16 protein-coding genes are annotated in these 15213 nt (G+C 38.7%); all 16 read left to right on the top strand.

Going from position 1 to position 15213, the window contains the following annotated elements; translation table 11 throughout:
• Positions 1 to 32 precede the first annotated feature (32 nt).
• Positions 33 to 971: a 1,2-phenylacetyl-CoA epoxidase subunit PaaA gene (paaA, locus tag J580_RS05315; protein WP_014206395.1), complete on the top strand. Its 939-nt coding sequence runs from the start codon at positions 33 to 35 to the stop codon at positions 969 to 971.
• 32 nt (positions 972 to 1003) lie between these two features.
• A complete protein-coding gene (gene paaB / locus J580_RS05320; protein ID WP_000389648.1) occupies positions 1004 to 1294 on the top strand; it encodes a 1,2-phenylacetyl-CoA epoxidase subunit PaaB in 291 nt (96 codons plus the stop codon).
• 12 nt (positions 1295 to 1306) lie between these two features.
• The gene (paaC, locus tag J580_RS05325; protein WP_032003349.1) at positions 1307 to 2062 is read left to right on the top strand and encodes a 1,2-phenylacetyl-CoA epoxidase subunit PaaC; all 756 of its coding nucleotides are present in this window, start codon (positions 1307 to 1309) and stop codon (positions 2060 to 2062) included.
• A gap of 16 nt (positions 2063 to 2078) precedes the next feature.
• Positions 2079 to 2579, top strand: coding sequence for a 1,2-phenylacetyl-CoA epoxidase subunit PaaD (gene paaD / locus J580_RS05330; RefSeq protein WP_001177938.1), 501 nt, complete (start codon positions 2079 to 2081; stop codon positions 2577 to 2579).
• A gap of 23 nt (positions 2580 to 2602) precedes the next feature.
• Positions 2603 to 3664, top strand: a complete 1062-nt coding sequence (paaE, locus tag J580_RS05335; RefSeq protein ID WP_032003350.1) for a 1,2-phenylacetyl-CoA epoxidase subunit PaaE — start codon at positions 2603 to 2605, stop codon at positions 3662 to 3664.
• Positions 3665 to 3672: 8 nt separating this feature from the next.
• On the top strand, positions 3673 to 4446 hold the full coding sequence (locus J580_RS05340) for an enoyl-CoA hydratase-related protein (protein ID WP_032003351.1): 774 nt from the start codon (positions 3673 to 3675) through the stop codon (positions 4444 to 4446).
• Positions 4446 to 5237: a 2-(1,2-epoxy-1,2-dihydrophenyl)acetyl-CoA isomerase PaaG gene (gene paaG, locus J580_RS05345; protein WP_000386298.1), complete on the top strand. Its 792-nt coding sequence runs from the start codon at positions 4446 to 4448 to the stop codon at positions 5235 to 5237. The genes J580_RS05340 and paaG overlap by 1 nt, the downstream gene beginning before the upstream one ends.
• Positions 5238 to 5239: 2 nt before the next feature.
• Positions 5240 to 6778: a 3-hydroxyacyl-CoA dehydrogenase gene (locus J580_RS05350; protein ID WP_032003352.1), complete on the top strand. Its 1539-nt coding sequence runs from the start codon at positions 5240 to 5242 to the stop codon at positions 6776 to 6778.
• 12 nt (positions 6779 to 6790) lie between these two features.
• Positions 6791 to 7999, top strand: coding sequence for a 3-oxoadipyl-CoA thiolase (gene pcaF / locus J580_RS05355; RefSeq protein WP_032003353.1), 1209 nt, complete (start codon positions 6791 to 6793; stop codon positions 7997 to 7999).
• A 40-nt stretch (positions 8000 to 8039) separates the two neighbouring features.
• Positions 8040 to 9329, top strand: a complete 1290-nt coding sequence (gene paaK, locus J580_RS05360) for a phenylacetate--CoA ligase PaaK (protein WP_032003354.1) — start codon at positions 8040 to 8042, stop codon at positions 9327 to 9329.
• Positions 9330 to 9382: 53 nt separating this feature from the next.
• The gene (gene paaX / locus J580_RS05365; protein ID WP_000062822.1) at positions 9383 to 10348 is read left to right on the top strand and encodes a phenylacetic acid degradation operon negative regulatory protein PaaX; all 966 of its coding nucleotides are present in this window, start codon (positions 9383 to 9385) and stop codon (positions 10346 to 10348) included.
• Entirely contained in the window at positions 10335 to 10940 is a 606-nt protein-coding gene (locus tag J580_RS05370) for a DapH/DapD/GlmU-related protein (protein ID WP_032003355.1), read from the top strand. The genes paaX and J580_RS05370 overlap by 14 nt, the downstream gene beginning before the upstream one ends.
• A gap of 77 nt (positions 10941 to 11017) precedes the next feature.
• Positions 11018 to 11401 carry a PaaI family thioesterase gene (locus J580_RS05375; RefSeq protein ID WP_005135427.1) on the top strand — a complete coding sequence of 128 codons (384 nt, stop codon included), beginning with the start codon at positions 11018 to 11020 and terminating at the stop codon, positions 11399 to 11401.
• A gap of 167 nt (positions 11402 to 11568) precedes the next feature.
• The gene (locus J580_RS05380; RefSeq protein WP_032003356.1) at positions 11569 to 12777 is read left to right on the top strand and encodes an ABC-three component system protein; all 1209 of its coding nucleotides are present in this window, start codon (positions 11569 to 11571) and stop codon (positions 12775 to 12777) included.
• Entirely contained in the window at positions 12777 to 13247 is a 471-nt protein-coding gene (locus tag J580_RS0103885; RefSeq protein ID WP_002048330.1) for a three component ABC system middle component, read from the top strand. The genes J580_RS05380 and J580_RS0103885 overlap by 1 nt, the downstream gene beginning before the upstream one ends.
• The gene (locus J580_RS05385; RefSeq protein WP_032003357.1) at positions 13244 to 15091 is read left to right on the top strand and encodes a DUF3732 domain-containing protein; all 1848 of its coding nucleotides are present in this window, start codon (positions 13244 to 13246) and stop codon (positions 15089 to 15091) included. Before J580_RS0103885 ends, J580_RS05385 begins: the two co-directional genes overlap by 4 nt.
• Positions 15092 to 15213: the final 122 nt, after the last annotated feature.

A 15213-nucleotide genomic window follows, 5' to 3' on the forward strand; every position in this document is an offset into this window, starting at 1 on the left:
ATTCAAGGGTGATGCCTACAGGGAATGAAAGAATGGAAAACAATTACCAGAAATTTGAACAAAATATTGCCAATGAAATTACGATCGAGGCTAAGGATCAAATGCCCGATGCCTATCGCAAAACATTGATTCGTCAAATTGGGCAACATGGCCATTCTGAAATTGTAGGTATGTTGCCTGAAGGAAACTGGATTACGCGTGCCCCAACTTTAAAACGTAAAGCGGTCTTATTGGCGAAAGTACAAGATGAAGCAGGCCATGGTTTGTATTTGTATAGCGCAGCAGAAACTTTAGGCGCTGACCGTGATGACATGATGGAAAAGTTGATTGATGGGAAAATGAAATACTCATCAATCTTTAACTATCCAACTTTGACTTGGGCAGATGTTGCTGCAATTGGATGGCTTGTCGATGGGGCAGCCATTGTGAACCAAGTTGCGCTTTGCCGTACTTCATATGGGCCATATGCACGTGCGATGGTACGTATTTGTAAAGAAGAAAGTTTCCATCAACGTCAAGGTTTTGAAGCGATGATGGCTTTGGCAAACGGTACGCCAGAACAAAAACAGATGGCACAAGATGCGGTAAATCGCTATTGGTGGCCAGCACTGATGATGTTTGGTCCAAGTGATGAGCATTCTCCGAACAGCGCACAAAGCATGGCGTGGAAAATCAAACGCTTTAGTAACGATGAATTACGTCAAAAGTTTGTCGATAACACCGTACCGCAAGTGTTGCAACTTGGCTTGGAAGTACCGGACCCAGATTTAAAGTTCAATGAAGAAACAGGCCACTATGAGTTTGGTGAGATTGACTGGCACGAATTTAATGAAGTGATTGCCGGACGTGGACCATGTAATCACGAGCGTATCGAAGCTCGTCGTAAAGCATGGGAAAACGGTAAATGGGTTCGTGATGCAGCAGTAGTCTACGCGAAAAAACAGCAGCTTGAAGCGAACAAAGTGGCTTAACAAGATTTATGGAAAAATTTGAGGAAATCAAAATGGAAGATAAAAACAACTGGTCGCTCTACGAAGTATTTGTACGTAGTAAACAAGGCTTAAGCCACCGTCATGTAGGCAGCTTAAGAGCACCGGATGATGAAATTGCACTACAACATGCTCGTGATGTTTATACGCGCCGTAATGAAGGAATTAGCATTTGGGTGGTTCGTTCAGAACTGATTAAGTCATCACAGCCAGATGAAAAAGCTGAATTTTTCGATCCTTCTTTAGACAAGGTTTATCGTCATCCGACTTTTTACCATATCCCAGACGGCATTGAGCACATGTAAGGGGAATGGCAAATGAATCATTCAGTTTTATCTAAATTCTTATTACATATTGGCGACAGCCAACTGGTTTTATCTCAGCGTTTGGCTGAATGGTGCGGGCATGCACCTGAGCTAGAAATTGATATTGCCTTAGCAAATATCGGCTTGGACTTGTTAGGTCAAGCAAGAAACTTTCTGACGTTGGCAGGTCAATACGATGAAGCCAAGCGTGATGAAGATCAGATTGCGTATTTCCGTACAGAACGTGAGTTTCTAAACCTATTGTTGTGCGAACAACCCAATGGTGATTTTGCTCAAACGATTGTGCGCCAGTGGTTGATGGACCATTATCATCTTCATTTATTTACGGCGTTAACCCAAAGCTCGCTTCCTGAAGTCAGTGCGCTTGCCGTGAAATCTTTAAAAGAAGTGAAGTATCACATTCGTTTTTCGACAAGCTGGATGGAGCGTTTAAGTTTAAGCACAGATGAAGCGCATCAACGTGTACAAGACGGATTAAATAATTTATGGCGCTTTACCGCTGAATTATTTGAACTGAGTGCAGACGAAAAAGCATTAGTTGCACAAGGCGTGATTCCAGATTTTTCAAATGAAAAAGAACAATGGAACCAAACCATTGCAGATGAGCTTAAGCGTTTTGAATTAAATGTTGCTGTGAACGGCGCTTATCGTCGTGGTGCGAAACAAGGATTGCATACTGAGCATTTAGGTTATTTGTTGGCTGAAATGCAATGTATTCAAAGAACTTATCCGGGAATGACCTGGTAAGACAAGGAGGTGAGCCATGCAAATGATTCGTCATTGCATCGACCAATGTTGGGATGTTCTACAAACGGTCAGTGACCCTGAAATTCCGGTTTTATCGGTTGTCGATTTAGGCATGATCCGCGGTGTAGAGATTAACGATCAACAAGAAATTATTGTTCGTCTAACTCCGACATATAGCGGTTGCCCAGCAACAGATATGCTCAAAGCACAAATTGTTGAGGCATTTACCGCAGAAGCTTTGACACCGGTCAAAGTCATGGTCGATTTATCAGAAGCATGGACCACGGACTGGATGTCTGAAGCGGGTAAAAAGAAACTGCAAGTCTATGGCATTGCACCACCTGAAGGGTTGGCGCATCAATGTGGAACTCACGTTCATTTAAATGATGGTGTCGAGTGCCCACGTTGCAAAAGCCGACATACCCGACTGTTAACAGAGTTCAGTTCCACCGCCTGTAAAGCACTTTATAAATGTCAGGACTGTCTTGAGCCTTTTGATTACTTCAAATGTATTTAAGTCTTTAGATAAGGAAATCAGCCATGAGCCAATTTGTACCATTAAAAGTAAAAAGTATTACACCGCAAACCGATCAGGCAATTTGTATTGCATTTGACGTTGTACCTGAACAACAAGAACAATTTCAATTTCAACCGGGGCAACACTTAACCATTCGCCATTTAACCGAAGCGGGTGAAATCCGTCGTTGTTATTCAATTTGTAGCTATGCGGGCAAAGAAGACATCAGTATTGCGGTTAAAAAAATTGATCAAGGGCAATTTTCAAACTGGGCAAATGACCATTTGAAAGTGGGCGATGTGCTTGAAGTCATGCCACCACAAGGTGTGTTTTTTCAAAAAGCAGCCAAGATGGGCGGACAAAACTATTTAGGTGTTGCTGCAGGCAGTGGTATTACCCCAATTTTATCCATTGTTAAACAAGTTTTGTTTGAACAACCTGAAGCTAAATTTACCTTGCTGTATGGCAATCGCTCATGGAAACAAACCATGTTTGCCGAGCAAATTATGGATTTGAAAGATCAGTTTAAAGAACGCTTTCAACTCATCAATATCTTTTCTCGTGAGTTTAACGATAGTGAGCTAATGAACGGTCGTATTGATGTAGAAAAGCTAAAACAGCTCTTTGATTTTGAAGTGCTTGAAACAAACTTCGACCATGTTTTTGCCTGCGGTCCAGACGAAATGATGAATGCCGTAGAAAATACTTTACCGAACTTTGGTATTGCCAAAGAGCGCATTCACACTGAACGTTTCCATACAGGACAAGCGCGTAAACGTAGTGTTGAAGCAGATGCAAACCGTAAAGAAGAAAAAGTAAACATCATTTTAGATGGCCGTGAACTGATTGTTTCTGTGGCTCAAGATGATGAAAGTATTCTTGATGCAGCGTTGCGTGCAGGTGCCGACTTACCCTATGCCTGTAAAGGTGGGGTGTGTGCGACTTGTCGTTGTAAAGTTGTTTCTGGTGAAGTTGATATGTTCCTTAACTATAGCCTTGAAAAAGATGAAGTTGAAAAGGGCTATGTACTTAGCTGTCAAACCTTACCGAAAGGCCCAAATGTACGTTTGAGTTTTGATGAGTAGAGGCTGTCATGCAAGAGTTGATCAAAGCCAGTACAGCTGCTGACGGTGTTTTGTTATTAACCCTAAACCGTCCAGAAAAAAGAAATGCTTTAAACAATGCAACATTGCAGTATTTATGCGAGTTGCTCGAAGAAGCTGAACATAATGCTCAAGTTAAAGCAGTGGTTTTAACGGGTAACTCACAATGTTTTGCGGCTGGGGCTGATCTTAGCGAGCTGGCTGCAATGGATGCCGTGTCTTTGCAACTGGATATTCGCCCGAAGCTTTGGCAAAAAATTGATGCATTTAGTAAGCCACTGATTGCAGCAGTGAATGGCTATGCCTTAGGCGCTGGGTTTGAGTTGGTTTTGCATTCAGATATGGTCGTTTGCGGTGAAAATGCCCGTTTTGCTTTACCTGAAATTGGCCTTGGTATGTTACCGGGTGCAGGCGGAACGCAGCGTTTGGCTCGCTTGGTTGGACAACAACTCACTATGCGCTGGGCCACGACAGGTGAGATGATTTCGGCAAAACAGGCAGAACAACATGGCATTTGCAGTCAAGTGGTTCCGACAGAATTAACCGTTGAATATGCGGTTCAACTTGCAGCCAAAATTGCCAAACAAGCGCCTTTAGCGATTCGCGTGATTAAACAATCAATTAAAAGTATTCATGAAACAACATTAAGTCAGGGGCTCAAGTTTGAACGTCAAAACTTTGTCTGGCTGGCGGCTACAAAAGATCGAAACGAAGGGATTAATGCTTTCTTTGAGAAAAGAAAGCCAGTGTTTAGAGGTGAGTGATGGACTATCAAAATATTATTGCTGAAGAAAAAAATGGTGTTGGCTACCTGACATTTAACCGCCCAAAAGCACTGAATAGCTTTAACGTTGATATGCACCGTGAAGTGGCTGAGGTTTTAAACCAGTGGACCAAAAATCCGGATGTCCGCTGTGTGGTGATTAGTGGTGAAGGCCGGGGCTTTTGTGCAGGGCAAGATTTAGGTGATCGTGTAGTAGACCCAAATGCTGAAGCTCCAGATTTAGGATATTCCATTGAAACTTACTATAACCCGCTGATTAAAACGATTGTAAATATGCCAAAGCCTGTCATTTGCGCCGTAAATGGTGTGGCGGCAGGTGCAGGGGCAAATATTGCACTGGCATGTGATTTGGTGATTGCAGCCAAATCGGCAAACTTCGTACAAGCCTTTTGCCGCTTAGGTTTGGTTCCAGACTCTGCGGGTACATGGTTTTTACCACGTGCCGTTGGGCATGCACGTGCGATGGGTTTGACCTTGTTAGGTGACAAGCTCCCAGCAGAAACCGCAAAAGAATGGGGCATGATTTGGGATGTGGTTGAAGACGCTGAGCTTAAAACAAAAGTGACTGAACTCGCTGAACGTTTAGCGAAACAGCCTACATTTGGTCTATCTCTTATTAAAAAAGCCATTCATCAATCAAGCAATAACACCTTTGATGAGCAAGTGCTGTTAGAGCGTGACTTACAACGCATTGCTGGTCGTTCTGAAGATTATCGTGAAGGGGTACAAGCCTTTATGAATAAACGTGAACCAAATTTTAAAGGGCGCTAAGCATGACAGATTTAGATTTATCTCGTGCCCGAATTGCCGTCATTGGTTCTGGCACCATGGGCATCGGCATTGCCCAGTTAGCCATCGTTAATGGACACACGACCGTTTTATATGATCTAGACGCTCAAAAAGCGCAACAAGCTGCTCACGGCTTAGGGCAGACGTTTAAAAAGCTGGTTGAAAAGAGCAAGCTTACCCAACAGCAAGCTGATGAAGCCTTAGCGCGTTTAACAGTGGTCAATCAAATTGAAGCGCTGCGTGATGCTGACTTGGTCATTGAAGCAGTCGTTGAGAAAAAAGAAGTTAAACAGTCTTTATTTAAGCAACTCGCTGAAATTTGTAGTGCGCAAACCATTTTTGCAAGCAATACATCTTCAATTTCAGTGACTGCAATTTCGGCGGGCATTACTCATCCTGAGCGCGTGGTAGGTTTACACTTTTTTAACCCTGCGCCAGTCATGAAACTGGTTGAAATTGTACAAGGCTTAAAAACACCAAACAGCTTATGTTTGGCTTTAAAAAACTTGATGTTGAATTGGAAAAAAATTCCGGTACTCACCAAGTCGACTCCTGGTTTTATTGTTAACCGAATTGCACGTCCGTTTTATGCAGAAGGCTTTAGAGCACTGCAAGAACAAGTCACCAGCTATGCCCAGCTAGATTATGCCTTAAAGCAATGCGGCGGTTTTGCGATGGGGCCGTGTGAACTTACCGACCTCATTGGGCAAGATGTTAACTTTTCAGTAACCCAAAGTGTTTACCAAGAGTTCTTTTACGAACCACGCTACCGCCCAAGTCTAATTCAAAAAGAATTAGTTGATGCGGGTGCTTGGGGTCGTAAGTCAAAACAAGGCTTTTATCGCTATAACGAAAAAAATCAGTACGAGACATTTCAGCCTCAAGTTGTGGTTGCCAAGCCAATTGATGCTCATATTCAGCTCAAAGGGACTTGGTCTCAGTTACCTGCGTTTTTAACGCGTTTAGGTTTAAAAAGCGGATCTGCGAGTGACGACAATATCCTTCAAATTGATGATATCGACTTACGTTTAAGCCAAGGTGAGTCAGCCAATATTCATTACTTAAGCCGTAAAGTGGTTTTGATGGATTGGCACCATGATTTTGAGCACGCAGAGGCTTTAGTACTCAGTCATAACGAGCTTTGTGAAGCAAGTGACCTCGCTAAAGTTGAGGCTTACTTTGCACAGTTTGGCATGAGCGTGATGTGGATTAAAGACCATCCGGCACTGTTAACCTTACGCACCATCGCTTTACTCATTAATGAAGCCTGCGAAGCAAGTTTACATGGTGTTGCGAGTCTGGAAGATATTGATAATGCCATGAAATATGGAGTGAATTATCCTAAGGGTCCTTACCAGTGGTTGACACAAATGGGCGGCGCTTATGTGCTCCAAACCTTAAATAACTTATATGCACTGTATGGAGAGGAAAAATATCGCGCGAGTATCTACCTCAAGCAATATGTAGCGAAAACCCAAAACATTGCTACTCAATATTCACGTGATATGACCGAATTTGCATAATCAGGAGTCAACATGGAAGACGTTTTAATTTGCGATTTTATTCGTACCCCAATTGGACGATATGCAGGTGCCTTAAGTGCTGTACGTGCAGATGATTTAGCTGCATTGCCCATCAAATATTTAAAAGATAAACACCCGAACTTACCGTGGAATACAGTAGACGAAGTGTTTTTAGGATGTGCCAACCAAGCAGGTGAAGACAACCGTAACGTTGCACGTATGGCAATACTCTTGGCAGGCTTACCTGATACTGTACCCGCTATGACGGTCAACCGTTTGTGTGCTTCTGGTCTAGATGCTGTAGGACTTGCGGCACGCTCAATCAAAGCAGGTGAAGCGCAGTTTGTGTTGGCAGGTGGTGTGGAGTCGATGAGCCGTGCACCCTTTGTACAAGCTAAACCAACCGAAGCGTTTAGCCGTACACCTGAAATTTATGACACCACCATTGGCTGGCGCTTTGTAAATAAGCAACTTAAAGCGCAATACGGCACTGACAGCATGCCTGAAACTGCCGAAAATGTAGCTGAAAAATATCAGATTAGTCGTGAAGACCAAGATGCGTTTACATTGCGTAGCCAACAAAAAACCGCTGCTGCACAGCAAAACGGTTTCTTTAACGATGAGATTTTGCCTGTCGAGATTGTAGACCGTAAGAAAAATGTGAATGTGGTGAATCGCGATGAACATCCGCGTGAAACGACACTTGAAGCACTCGCTAAGCTAAAAGCCCCATTTAAAAAAGAAGGTGGCTCGGTGACTGCCGGAAATGCCTCTGGTGTAAATGACGGCGCTGCATGTGTGTTAATTACCAACCGTGAATTTGCAAATACACATGGTTTAAAACCTTTAGCACGCGTGATTGGTATTGCAAGTGCAGGGGTTGAACCCAAATATATGGGTATAGGTCCTGTTCCAGCTGTACAGAAAATTTTAAAGCAAACAGGTTTAACGCTAGATCAGATGGATGTGATTGAGCTGAATGAAGCATTCGCAGCCCAATCTTTGGCTTGTATGCGTGAACTCGGTTTAAAAGATGACGATGAACGCGTGAACCCAAATGGCGGTGCGATTGCACTCGGACATCCGCTCGGTATGAGTGGTACACGTTTAGTGATTACCGCAACACGTGAGCTAAAAAAACGCGGTGGACGCTATGCACTTTGCACGATGTGTGTAGGTGTTGGACAAGGCGTCGCACTGATTTTGGAAAACTTAAATTAATTTAGACGGTTTTTAAAATTACATAATGAGGAGAGAGGCGATGGACAGCCTTACAATGGATAATGTTGAGCAATTAACACTTGCAGAGCTTAGAGAGCTGCAAACTAAACGGTTAAAACAAACCCTGACTTTTGTATATGAAAATAGTCCGGTCTATAAGAAAAAGTTCGATGAAGTGGGTGTACGTCCTGATGACTTCGTGACTTTAGACGATTTGGCAAAGTTTCCATTTACCACCAAACAGGATTTAAGAGATAACTATCCGTTTGGAATGTTTGCTGTACCGCAAGAGCAAATTGTGCGTTTACATGCATCATCGGGCACAACAGGTAAACCGACCGTAGTGGGTTATACCCAAAAAGATATTAATACTTGGTCGGATATTGTTGCGCGTTGCTTACGCATGGCAGGTTTAACCGCGAAAGATATGGTTCAGGTGGCTTATGGCTATGGACTATTTACAGGTGGTTTAGGCGCACATTATGGTGCCGAGCGTTTAGGTGCGACGGTTATTCCAATGTCTGGTGGGCAAACTGAAAAGCAAGTTCAGCTTATTCAAGACTTTAAACCTACTGCAATTATGGTTACGCCATCGTATTGCGTAAGCATTATTGAAAAGCTCGAACAACAATTTGGTACTGCACGTAATACGTCTTTAAAAGTCGGGATTTTTGGTGCCGAGCCATGGACCAACGAACTTCGCCGTGAGATTGAAGAACGCCTCAATATTAAAGCACTTGATATTTATGGCTTGTCTGAGGGCATGGGGCCGGGCGTTGCGATGCAGTGCTTAGGTGAGGGCGAAGGTCTAACAATTTGGGAAGATCATTTCTACCCAGAAATTATTAACCCTGAAACAGGTGAAGTCTGTAAAGATGGCGAACTTGGCGAGCTAGTCTTTACCACCATTACCAAAGAAGGCTTACCGATTATTCGTTACCGTACTCGTGATTTGACCCGCTTACTACCGGGTGAAAATCTAGCTATGCGTAAAATGGATAAAATTGTGGGCCGTAGCGACGACATGCTGATTATTCGCGGTGTGAATGTTTTCCCGACACAAATTGAAGAGCAAATTTTGCAAGTTCCGCATTTAGTTCCAAATTATGAAATTTTGGTGACTAAAAAAGGCCATATGGATACTTTGCATATTCGTACAGAGATGTGTCATAACTGTACTATACAGGCCAATCAACTTGCTCAGGAGTTGATGAAACGCATTAAAACCATGATTGGGATTAGCGTTACTGTAGAAGTTGTGACAGAAGCGACCTTACCTCGTTCGGAAGGTAAGGCAAAGCGGGTAATCGATATGCGTCAGATTGCTTAACATCAAGATCATTCAGGGTATAGAATCTATACCCTGAAACTAAACGCCAAGACATGAGTATGAGTGCAAAAATACAGCAAATAATTGATTCTGTTGTAAAGAATGAAACCTTAAGTGGAACTTCGCTTATTTCGACAATTTTTGGAGATTCAGTACTTCATCGGGGTGGAAACATTAGTCTTGCAAGCCTGATTCAGTTATTAGAGCTATTTGGTTTTAATGATCGTGCTGTAAGAACCTCTGTTTTTCGTTTAGTTAAAAATGATTGGTTATGTTCGGACAAAATCGGCAGAACCAGTTTTTATCGAATTACCGATTCAAGCCGTTCGACGTATTTGCAGGCCGAGCAACGCATTTATAACGACCAGATGAAAGAGTGGGACCATTATTGGGATCTTATTCTGATGTCTAGCCTCGACACTGAAAATAAAGCGTTGTTAAAGAAAGAACTCGAATGGTTAGGGTTTGCCAATATTTCTACAAACTTAATGGCTTATCCGGGTTGTAACCGTATTGAACTGCAACGCTTGTTGGTTGATTTAAATATGAGTGAGCAAGTGGTGGTGTTTAAAGCCGAAACCTTGCAGCTCTTTAATAATTCGGTCGATACCATTGGTCGTATGCTCAGAACCAACTGGCCCATCGATGAATTACGCCAAAGATATCTACAGTTTCTCGATATTTTTAGAGAAATTGGCGTATTGCTGATGCAAGAAAATGAACAACTCGAACCTGTTCAGGCCTTTCAAATTCGAACTTTGCTGATTCATTATTATCGACGGATTTTGTTGAAAGATCCTGCATTACCGCTTGAGTTGTTGCCAACTGACTGGCCCGCGATTAGTGCACGAACGTTATCAATGAATATTTATAAAAAAGTATTTGAACCTGCGGATGAATACTTCTTGTCTGTTGCCGCAACAGCAGAAGGACCAATGCCAAATGCCACAGCACATTATTGGCGCCGTTTCGGAGGTTTGGTTGCGACAAATGAGAGGTTAAATCATGCCTTGTTATAGTATTGACGGTGTTATTCCCGTCGTTAGCCCAGAAGCTTTTATACATCCAACCGCTGTTTTAATTGGTGATGTGATTATTGAAGCGGGTGTATATGTTGGGCCATTTGCTTCATTGCGTGCCGATTTTGGTCGTATTCATATTAAGCAAAATGCCAATATACAAGATAGCTGCACCGTACATGGTTTTCCGCAAAGCGTGACTTTAGTTGAAGAAATGGGGCACATTGGGCATGGGGCAATTTTGCATGGTTGCCGCATTGGAAAAAATGTTTTGGTTGGCATGAACAGCGTAATTTTGGACTATGCCGAAATTGGTGAAAACACCATTATTGGCGCAAATAGTTTGGTCAAAACTAAAGATATTATTCCGGCAAATGTATTGGCAATGGGTAGTCCTGCTAAGGTTGCACGTGATTTATCAGAACAAGAAAAAAAATGGAAAACCAGAGGCACGCAAGAGTACATTGAACTTGCACAGCGCTGCTTAAATTCAATGCAAGAAGTTCAGCCTTTAAGCTCAGAGTTGGATGATCGCTTGACCTATAAGGACTTTAGTTCTTCAAACTATCAGATTAAACAAGATAGTGTTTAACGGCTTTTAATCAGTCGATTTCAATACAGATAGATTCATAACACTTAAGGAATACTCGCACGAGTAGGGAGACGTTTGTGCAAAAAATGGAAAATACTGCGGTTGATCAATTCGCAGAGCTATTGGGTGTTCAAGTGCTGCATCGCAGTTTTGATGAAGCACGTTGTCAACTTAATGTAAAAGACGAACACATGAATGCCTTGGGCGGCGTGCATGGTGGTGTCATATTTTCTTTAGCCGATATTGCTTTTGCGATGGCTTGTAATGCAGGGGATGCGCCATATACTGGCCTACAGGCTGACATACGTTATATGAGCGGTGCTAAAGATAAGGTGTTATTTGCAACAGCAACCAAGGTTGGCAGTAGTAAAAAATTTGCGCATTATGAAGTGGTGATAACAGACGGTTTAAATAATAGAGTCGCTTTATTTACATCTACGTGTTATAGGCTTGCGCCATGATAGGCGGTTATGAGGTTGTTATATCTAAAGTAGAACTTAACTAAATTGATAAATGTATTATAAGATATAAAAAAAGACGTTGCTTAAATTTTATAAATACAGATAATGGCTGACATTATCTGTATTTTTCTATGAAAAATTTCCATTCATATTAATGGGTTTACTAAATGAAGAATGATATAAAAACTTTTACTGATAAAACAAATGCTGATAATAAAGAGATCGGCTTTCAGTATCAGTATTACTATTTTTTATATAAGTTACTTAATCTGAAGAAAGGACAATCTGTGGGCCTTGAAGTCAGGGATGATGTTCATACAACACTTAAAAATAATCAACAAATACTTATTCAACTTAAACATACAGTCAGAAAAAATGCTTCTGATAACGCTGTTTCCTTAGCGGAATTGGATGTTGATTTATGGAAGACTTTATATAATTGGGCAAATATAATTGTAGATAAAACAGCTGGTCGAGCAGAAAAGAGTCAACAGATAGATTTTATATCTAGAACTGAATTTCATTTAGTAACTAATAAAACTGAAAGTAAAAAAAATTATTTTTTGGAAATTATAGAAAAATATAAGAAGAAAGAAAGTACTTTTCATGAGCTTAGAGCTCACATTGTTGTTTTATATGAAAAAACAGATAATGATAACATTAAAAAGTATATAAATTTTTTACTTGAATTAGATGAAGAAGTACAAGCTAATTTTTTGGAAAAAATTTATTTAGAGCTTGATCAAGATGATTTAGATATATTAATAAAAGAATCAATAAGAGATAAGATGATTGATGAAAGTCGGATTCAGGAAGTCTATGAGCGATTAGACTCAAATATAAGATTTGATAATTTTATAAATATTAAAAATGGGGGTAAAGTAGAAATTAATTTTGATGATTTTTATAAACGTTATAGAAATATTTTTAGCACAGCTCGAACACCTTTACAGTTAAGTAAGTCTTTTCAACCAGTGTTACCTGATGATCTTTTTTCACAGAACTTTATTAAGCAATTAATAAATATACAAGCTATGAAAGTAAATGACATGGAAAAAGCTATAAAATATACTAGTCAAAGATTAAAAATAATCAGGTTTTTAGATGAATGGTTGCAAAATGGAGAAATTATTTATGATGAAATTAATGATTTTCATAGTGATGTGACGAATAAATGGGAAAATGAGTTTGAACATTGGTGTGAAAGTTGTCATGACATGGATATTGTAAAAAATGCAAGAGAATTATTGCGAAATCTTCGTATTATAGAGTTTACGATAGCAAACAATAAACTTAATACAGAGCTAAGTAACGGTGAGCTTTATCATTTATCCAATGAAAACTTAATAGGTTGGCATAGAGATTGGAACAAATAGTGAAAACATCCGAAGATAATAATTATCGAATTTTTTGGGACGGTTATAATAATATTGGTATAGGGGCGGTAGCTTTAGCTACGGTTATGAACGAAGTAAAAAGTTTGTCTATTTCCAAATCATTATTAATTTTACCATTAGTAATACATCAACCGACCTTGCAATTACTATCTCATAAACGAACAACTTTTAAAGGATCAGCTTCCTTTGTTTCAACATATCCACGATTATTAACAAATTTTAATAGGCGTTATTTTAGCACTCTACCACTTACGTTGAACTCTATTCAAATTTTAATAAATTTAAATTACTTAGAATTCAATGAAAATATTGAGCTAAGAAATATTCTGGATATCGATAAAGAATTCGGTGAGAGGGCAATTAAGATCTCAAAAGCAGCTAATAAAATTTCAGAGCTGCTACAAGAATCTGAAGAAGAACTTTATTTAAACTTTAGAGTAAAATTATGAATTTTGGATTAGATGCGATTGTTCTATGGTCAAGAAAAAATGAACTTCGAAAATTAGATTTTAAGAGAAATAAAATTAATGTGATAACTGGGGGAAGCCAAACTGGCAAATCAACTTTATTAAAGATTTTTGATTATTGTTTTTTAGCTAGTGAACATAATATTCCTCATGATATTATTAATGATAACGTGAGCTGGTATGGTATTAAGTTTTATATTAATAATAAAAATTATTTTCTAGCTCGTAAAAGTCCATCTGAAAGAGGTGTTTCAGATGAATATTATTTTTCATCTTTAGGTGTTATTCCGGAAATTATTAAAACAAATATAAAAGAAGATGTGTTAAAAGGAATAATTGCTTCTGAGTTTGGATTAGATGAGAGGGTAAAATTACCTTTTGGAGGAAGTTCTTTAAGAGCTGGTAGTAAAGTATCTTTTAGATATTTTTTCCTTTTTAATATGATTTCAGATGATATTATTATAAATAGTAAAAATTTTTTTGATAAACAAGAAATCCCAAGATACCGTGAAGCATTACCAAGAGTTTTTGATTTAGCTTTAGGTATTGATGATTTAAATAATATTTTGGCCCAAGAGAAAAAAGATTCTTTACTTAAAGATATTCTTAAATGGGAAAAAAGAGAAAAACTTTTAAATGAGGGTAGAAATTCTTTCGATTTTGAAGTTAGAAATATAGCTTCAAAAGCTGTTGCTTATGGCCTTATTTCCCAAGTTGATACTAATATATTACCGATCGATTTGTATAGTTTATTAGAGAATACTAAAACTATTCCTGATTATGATTTTTCAACAAAAAGACGTGAAGAAATCAATTCAAGATTATTTATTATCAATAAGCAGTTAAAAGAATGTTCTCAATTTAATGATGATTATTCAAATTATAAGAAAATTTTAAAAAACTCTAGAGATAGTTTAAAGCCGATTGAAGCTTTAGTAAAAAGATCAAATGAAGTGGTTAAATCTGAAGTTTTTGATGAATTAATTAGTGCTCTAAAATTAGATCTTTCGAATATTAAAAAAGAAATTCAAGCTAAACAGCCGGTAGAAAGTCAGATAAATTCTGAGATAATTCGACTTAAAGTTGAGAAAGAAAAGTTAATGTATGAGCTCCAAGTACTACCTGAGGCTCCTCAATCATTTTTGGAGTTGCAAAATAAATGGGAATTTATTGGTGAGGCAAAAGGCAAACTTAGTATTTATACGCAGCTAGAAAGTAATAAGTTATCTAATAATTTGCCTGAAATCAATGATATTGAAAATGAATATAATTCAATTAATGTTAAAAATGTTGAAGATGAAAGAGTAGCTACCATTGGTTTGATTGATGAGGTTGCTACTGAATTAATGCAACAGGTAAATGGTGCACTAGATAATTATGCAAATTGGTATGCAAGCTTTAATTATAAAGATAAGAAGATTCAACTAAGAAAGCCGAAGTCTACCCTAATTGAAAATATTGGTAGTAGTTCAAATCATATGTTTTTACATTTAATTCATTTTTTATCTTTGCATGAAGTAGCAATTAATAAAGGATCTAAATTTGTACCTTCTTTTTTAATAATAGATCAACCAAGTAGACCTTATTGGGGTGATGATGGTGCATCAAAAGATGTAAAGTATAGTGATCAAGAGAAAATAAAAATTGCTTTTCAGCTGTTAAATAATTTTATTGATACTGTGAATATTAATTATAAGCATGAATTTCAAATATTAATGTTTGAACATGTACCATCTATTATGTTTAAAGGTTTGAATAATATTCATTTGTTGGATCCTTTTAGAGGCGGTAATGCTTTAATTCCAGAAAATTGGTATAAGGAATAAAATATAGTTGCTGATATAACCATATACCTATAATGATTTTTTATAAGTATATGGTTGTTTTTTTGATAGAATTTATTAATAATAAATTTGTATTATTGAAAAAAGATTAGAGAAGCACCAAA

Source organism: Acinetobacter sp. 1542444 (assembly GCF_000581835.1).
Lineage (GTDB): Bacteria > Pseudomonadota > Gammaproteobacteria > Pseudomonadales > Moraxellaceae > Acinetobacter > Acinetobacter pittii.

Coding starts and splice junctions, on each gene's coding strand:
- paaD (WP_001177938.1), top strand. CDS start 2,079: ATGCAAATGATTCGTCATTGCATCGACCAATGTTGGGATGTTCTACAA.
- pcaF (WP_032003353.1), top strand. CDS start 6,791: ATGGAAGACGTTTTAATTTGCGATTTTATTCGTACCCCAATTGGACGA.
- J580_RS05380 (WP_032003356.1), top strand. CDS start 11,569: ATGAAGAATGATATAAAAACTTTTACTGATAAAACAAATGCTGATAAT.
- paaK (WP_032003354.1), top strand. CDS start 8,040: ATGGACAGCCTTACAATGGATAATGTTGAGCAATTAACACTTGCAGAG.
- paaA (WP_014206395.1), top strand. CDS start 33: ATGGAAAACAATTACCAGAAATTTGAACAAAATATTGCCAATGAAATT.
- paaB (WP_000389648.1), top strand. CDS start 1,004: ATGGAAGATAAAAACAACTGGTCGCTCTACGAAGTATTTGTACGTAGT.
- paaC (WP_032003349.1), top strand. CDS start 1,307: ATGAATCATTCAGTTTTATCTAAATTCTTATTACATATTGGCGACAGC.
- paaE (WP_032003350.1), top strand. CDS start 2,603: ATGAGCCAATTTGTACCATTAAAAGTAAAAAGTATTACACCGCAAACC.
- J580_RS05370 (WP_032003355.1), top strand. CDS start 10,335: ATGCCTTGTTATAGTATTGACGGTGTTATTCCCGTCGTTAGCCCAGAA.
- paaG (WP_000386298.1), top strand. CDS start 4,446: ATGGACTATCAAAATATTATTGCTGAAGAAAAAAATGGTGTTGGCTAC.
- J580_RS05385 (WP_032003357.1), top strand. CDS start 13,244: ATGAATTTTGGATTAGATGCGATTGTTCTATGGTCAAGAAAAAATGAA.
- paaX (WP_000062822.1), top strand. CDS start 9,383: ATGAGTATGAGTGCAAAAATACAGCAAATAATTGATTCTGTTGTAAAG.
- J580_RS05340 (WP_032003351.1), top strand. CDS start 3,673: ATGCAAGAGTTGATCAAAGCCAGTACAGCTGCTGACGGTGTTTTGTTA.
- J580_RS05350 (WP_032003352.1), top strand. CDS start 5,240: ATGACAGATTTAGATTTATCTCGTGCCCGAATTGCCGTCATTGGTTCT.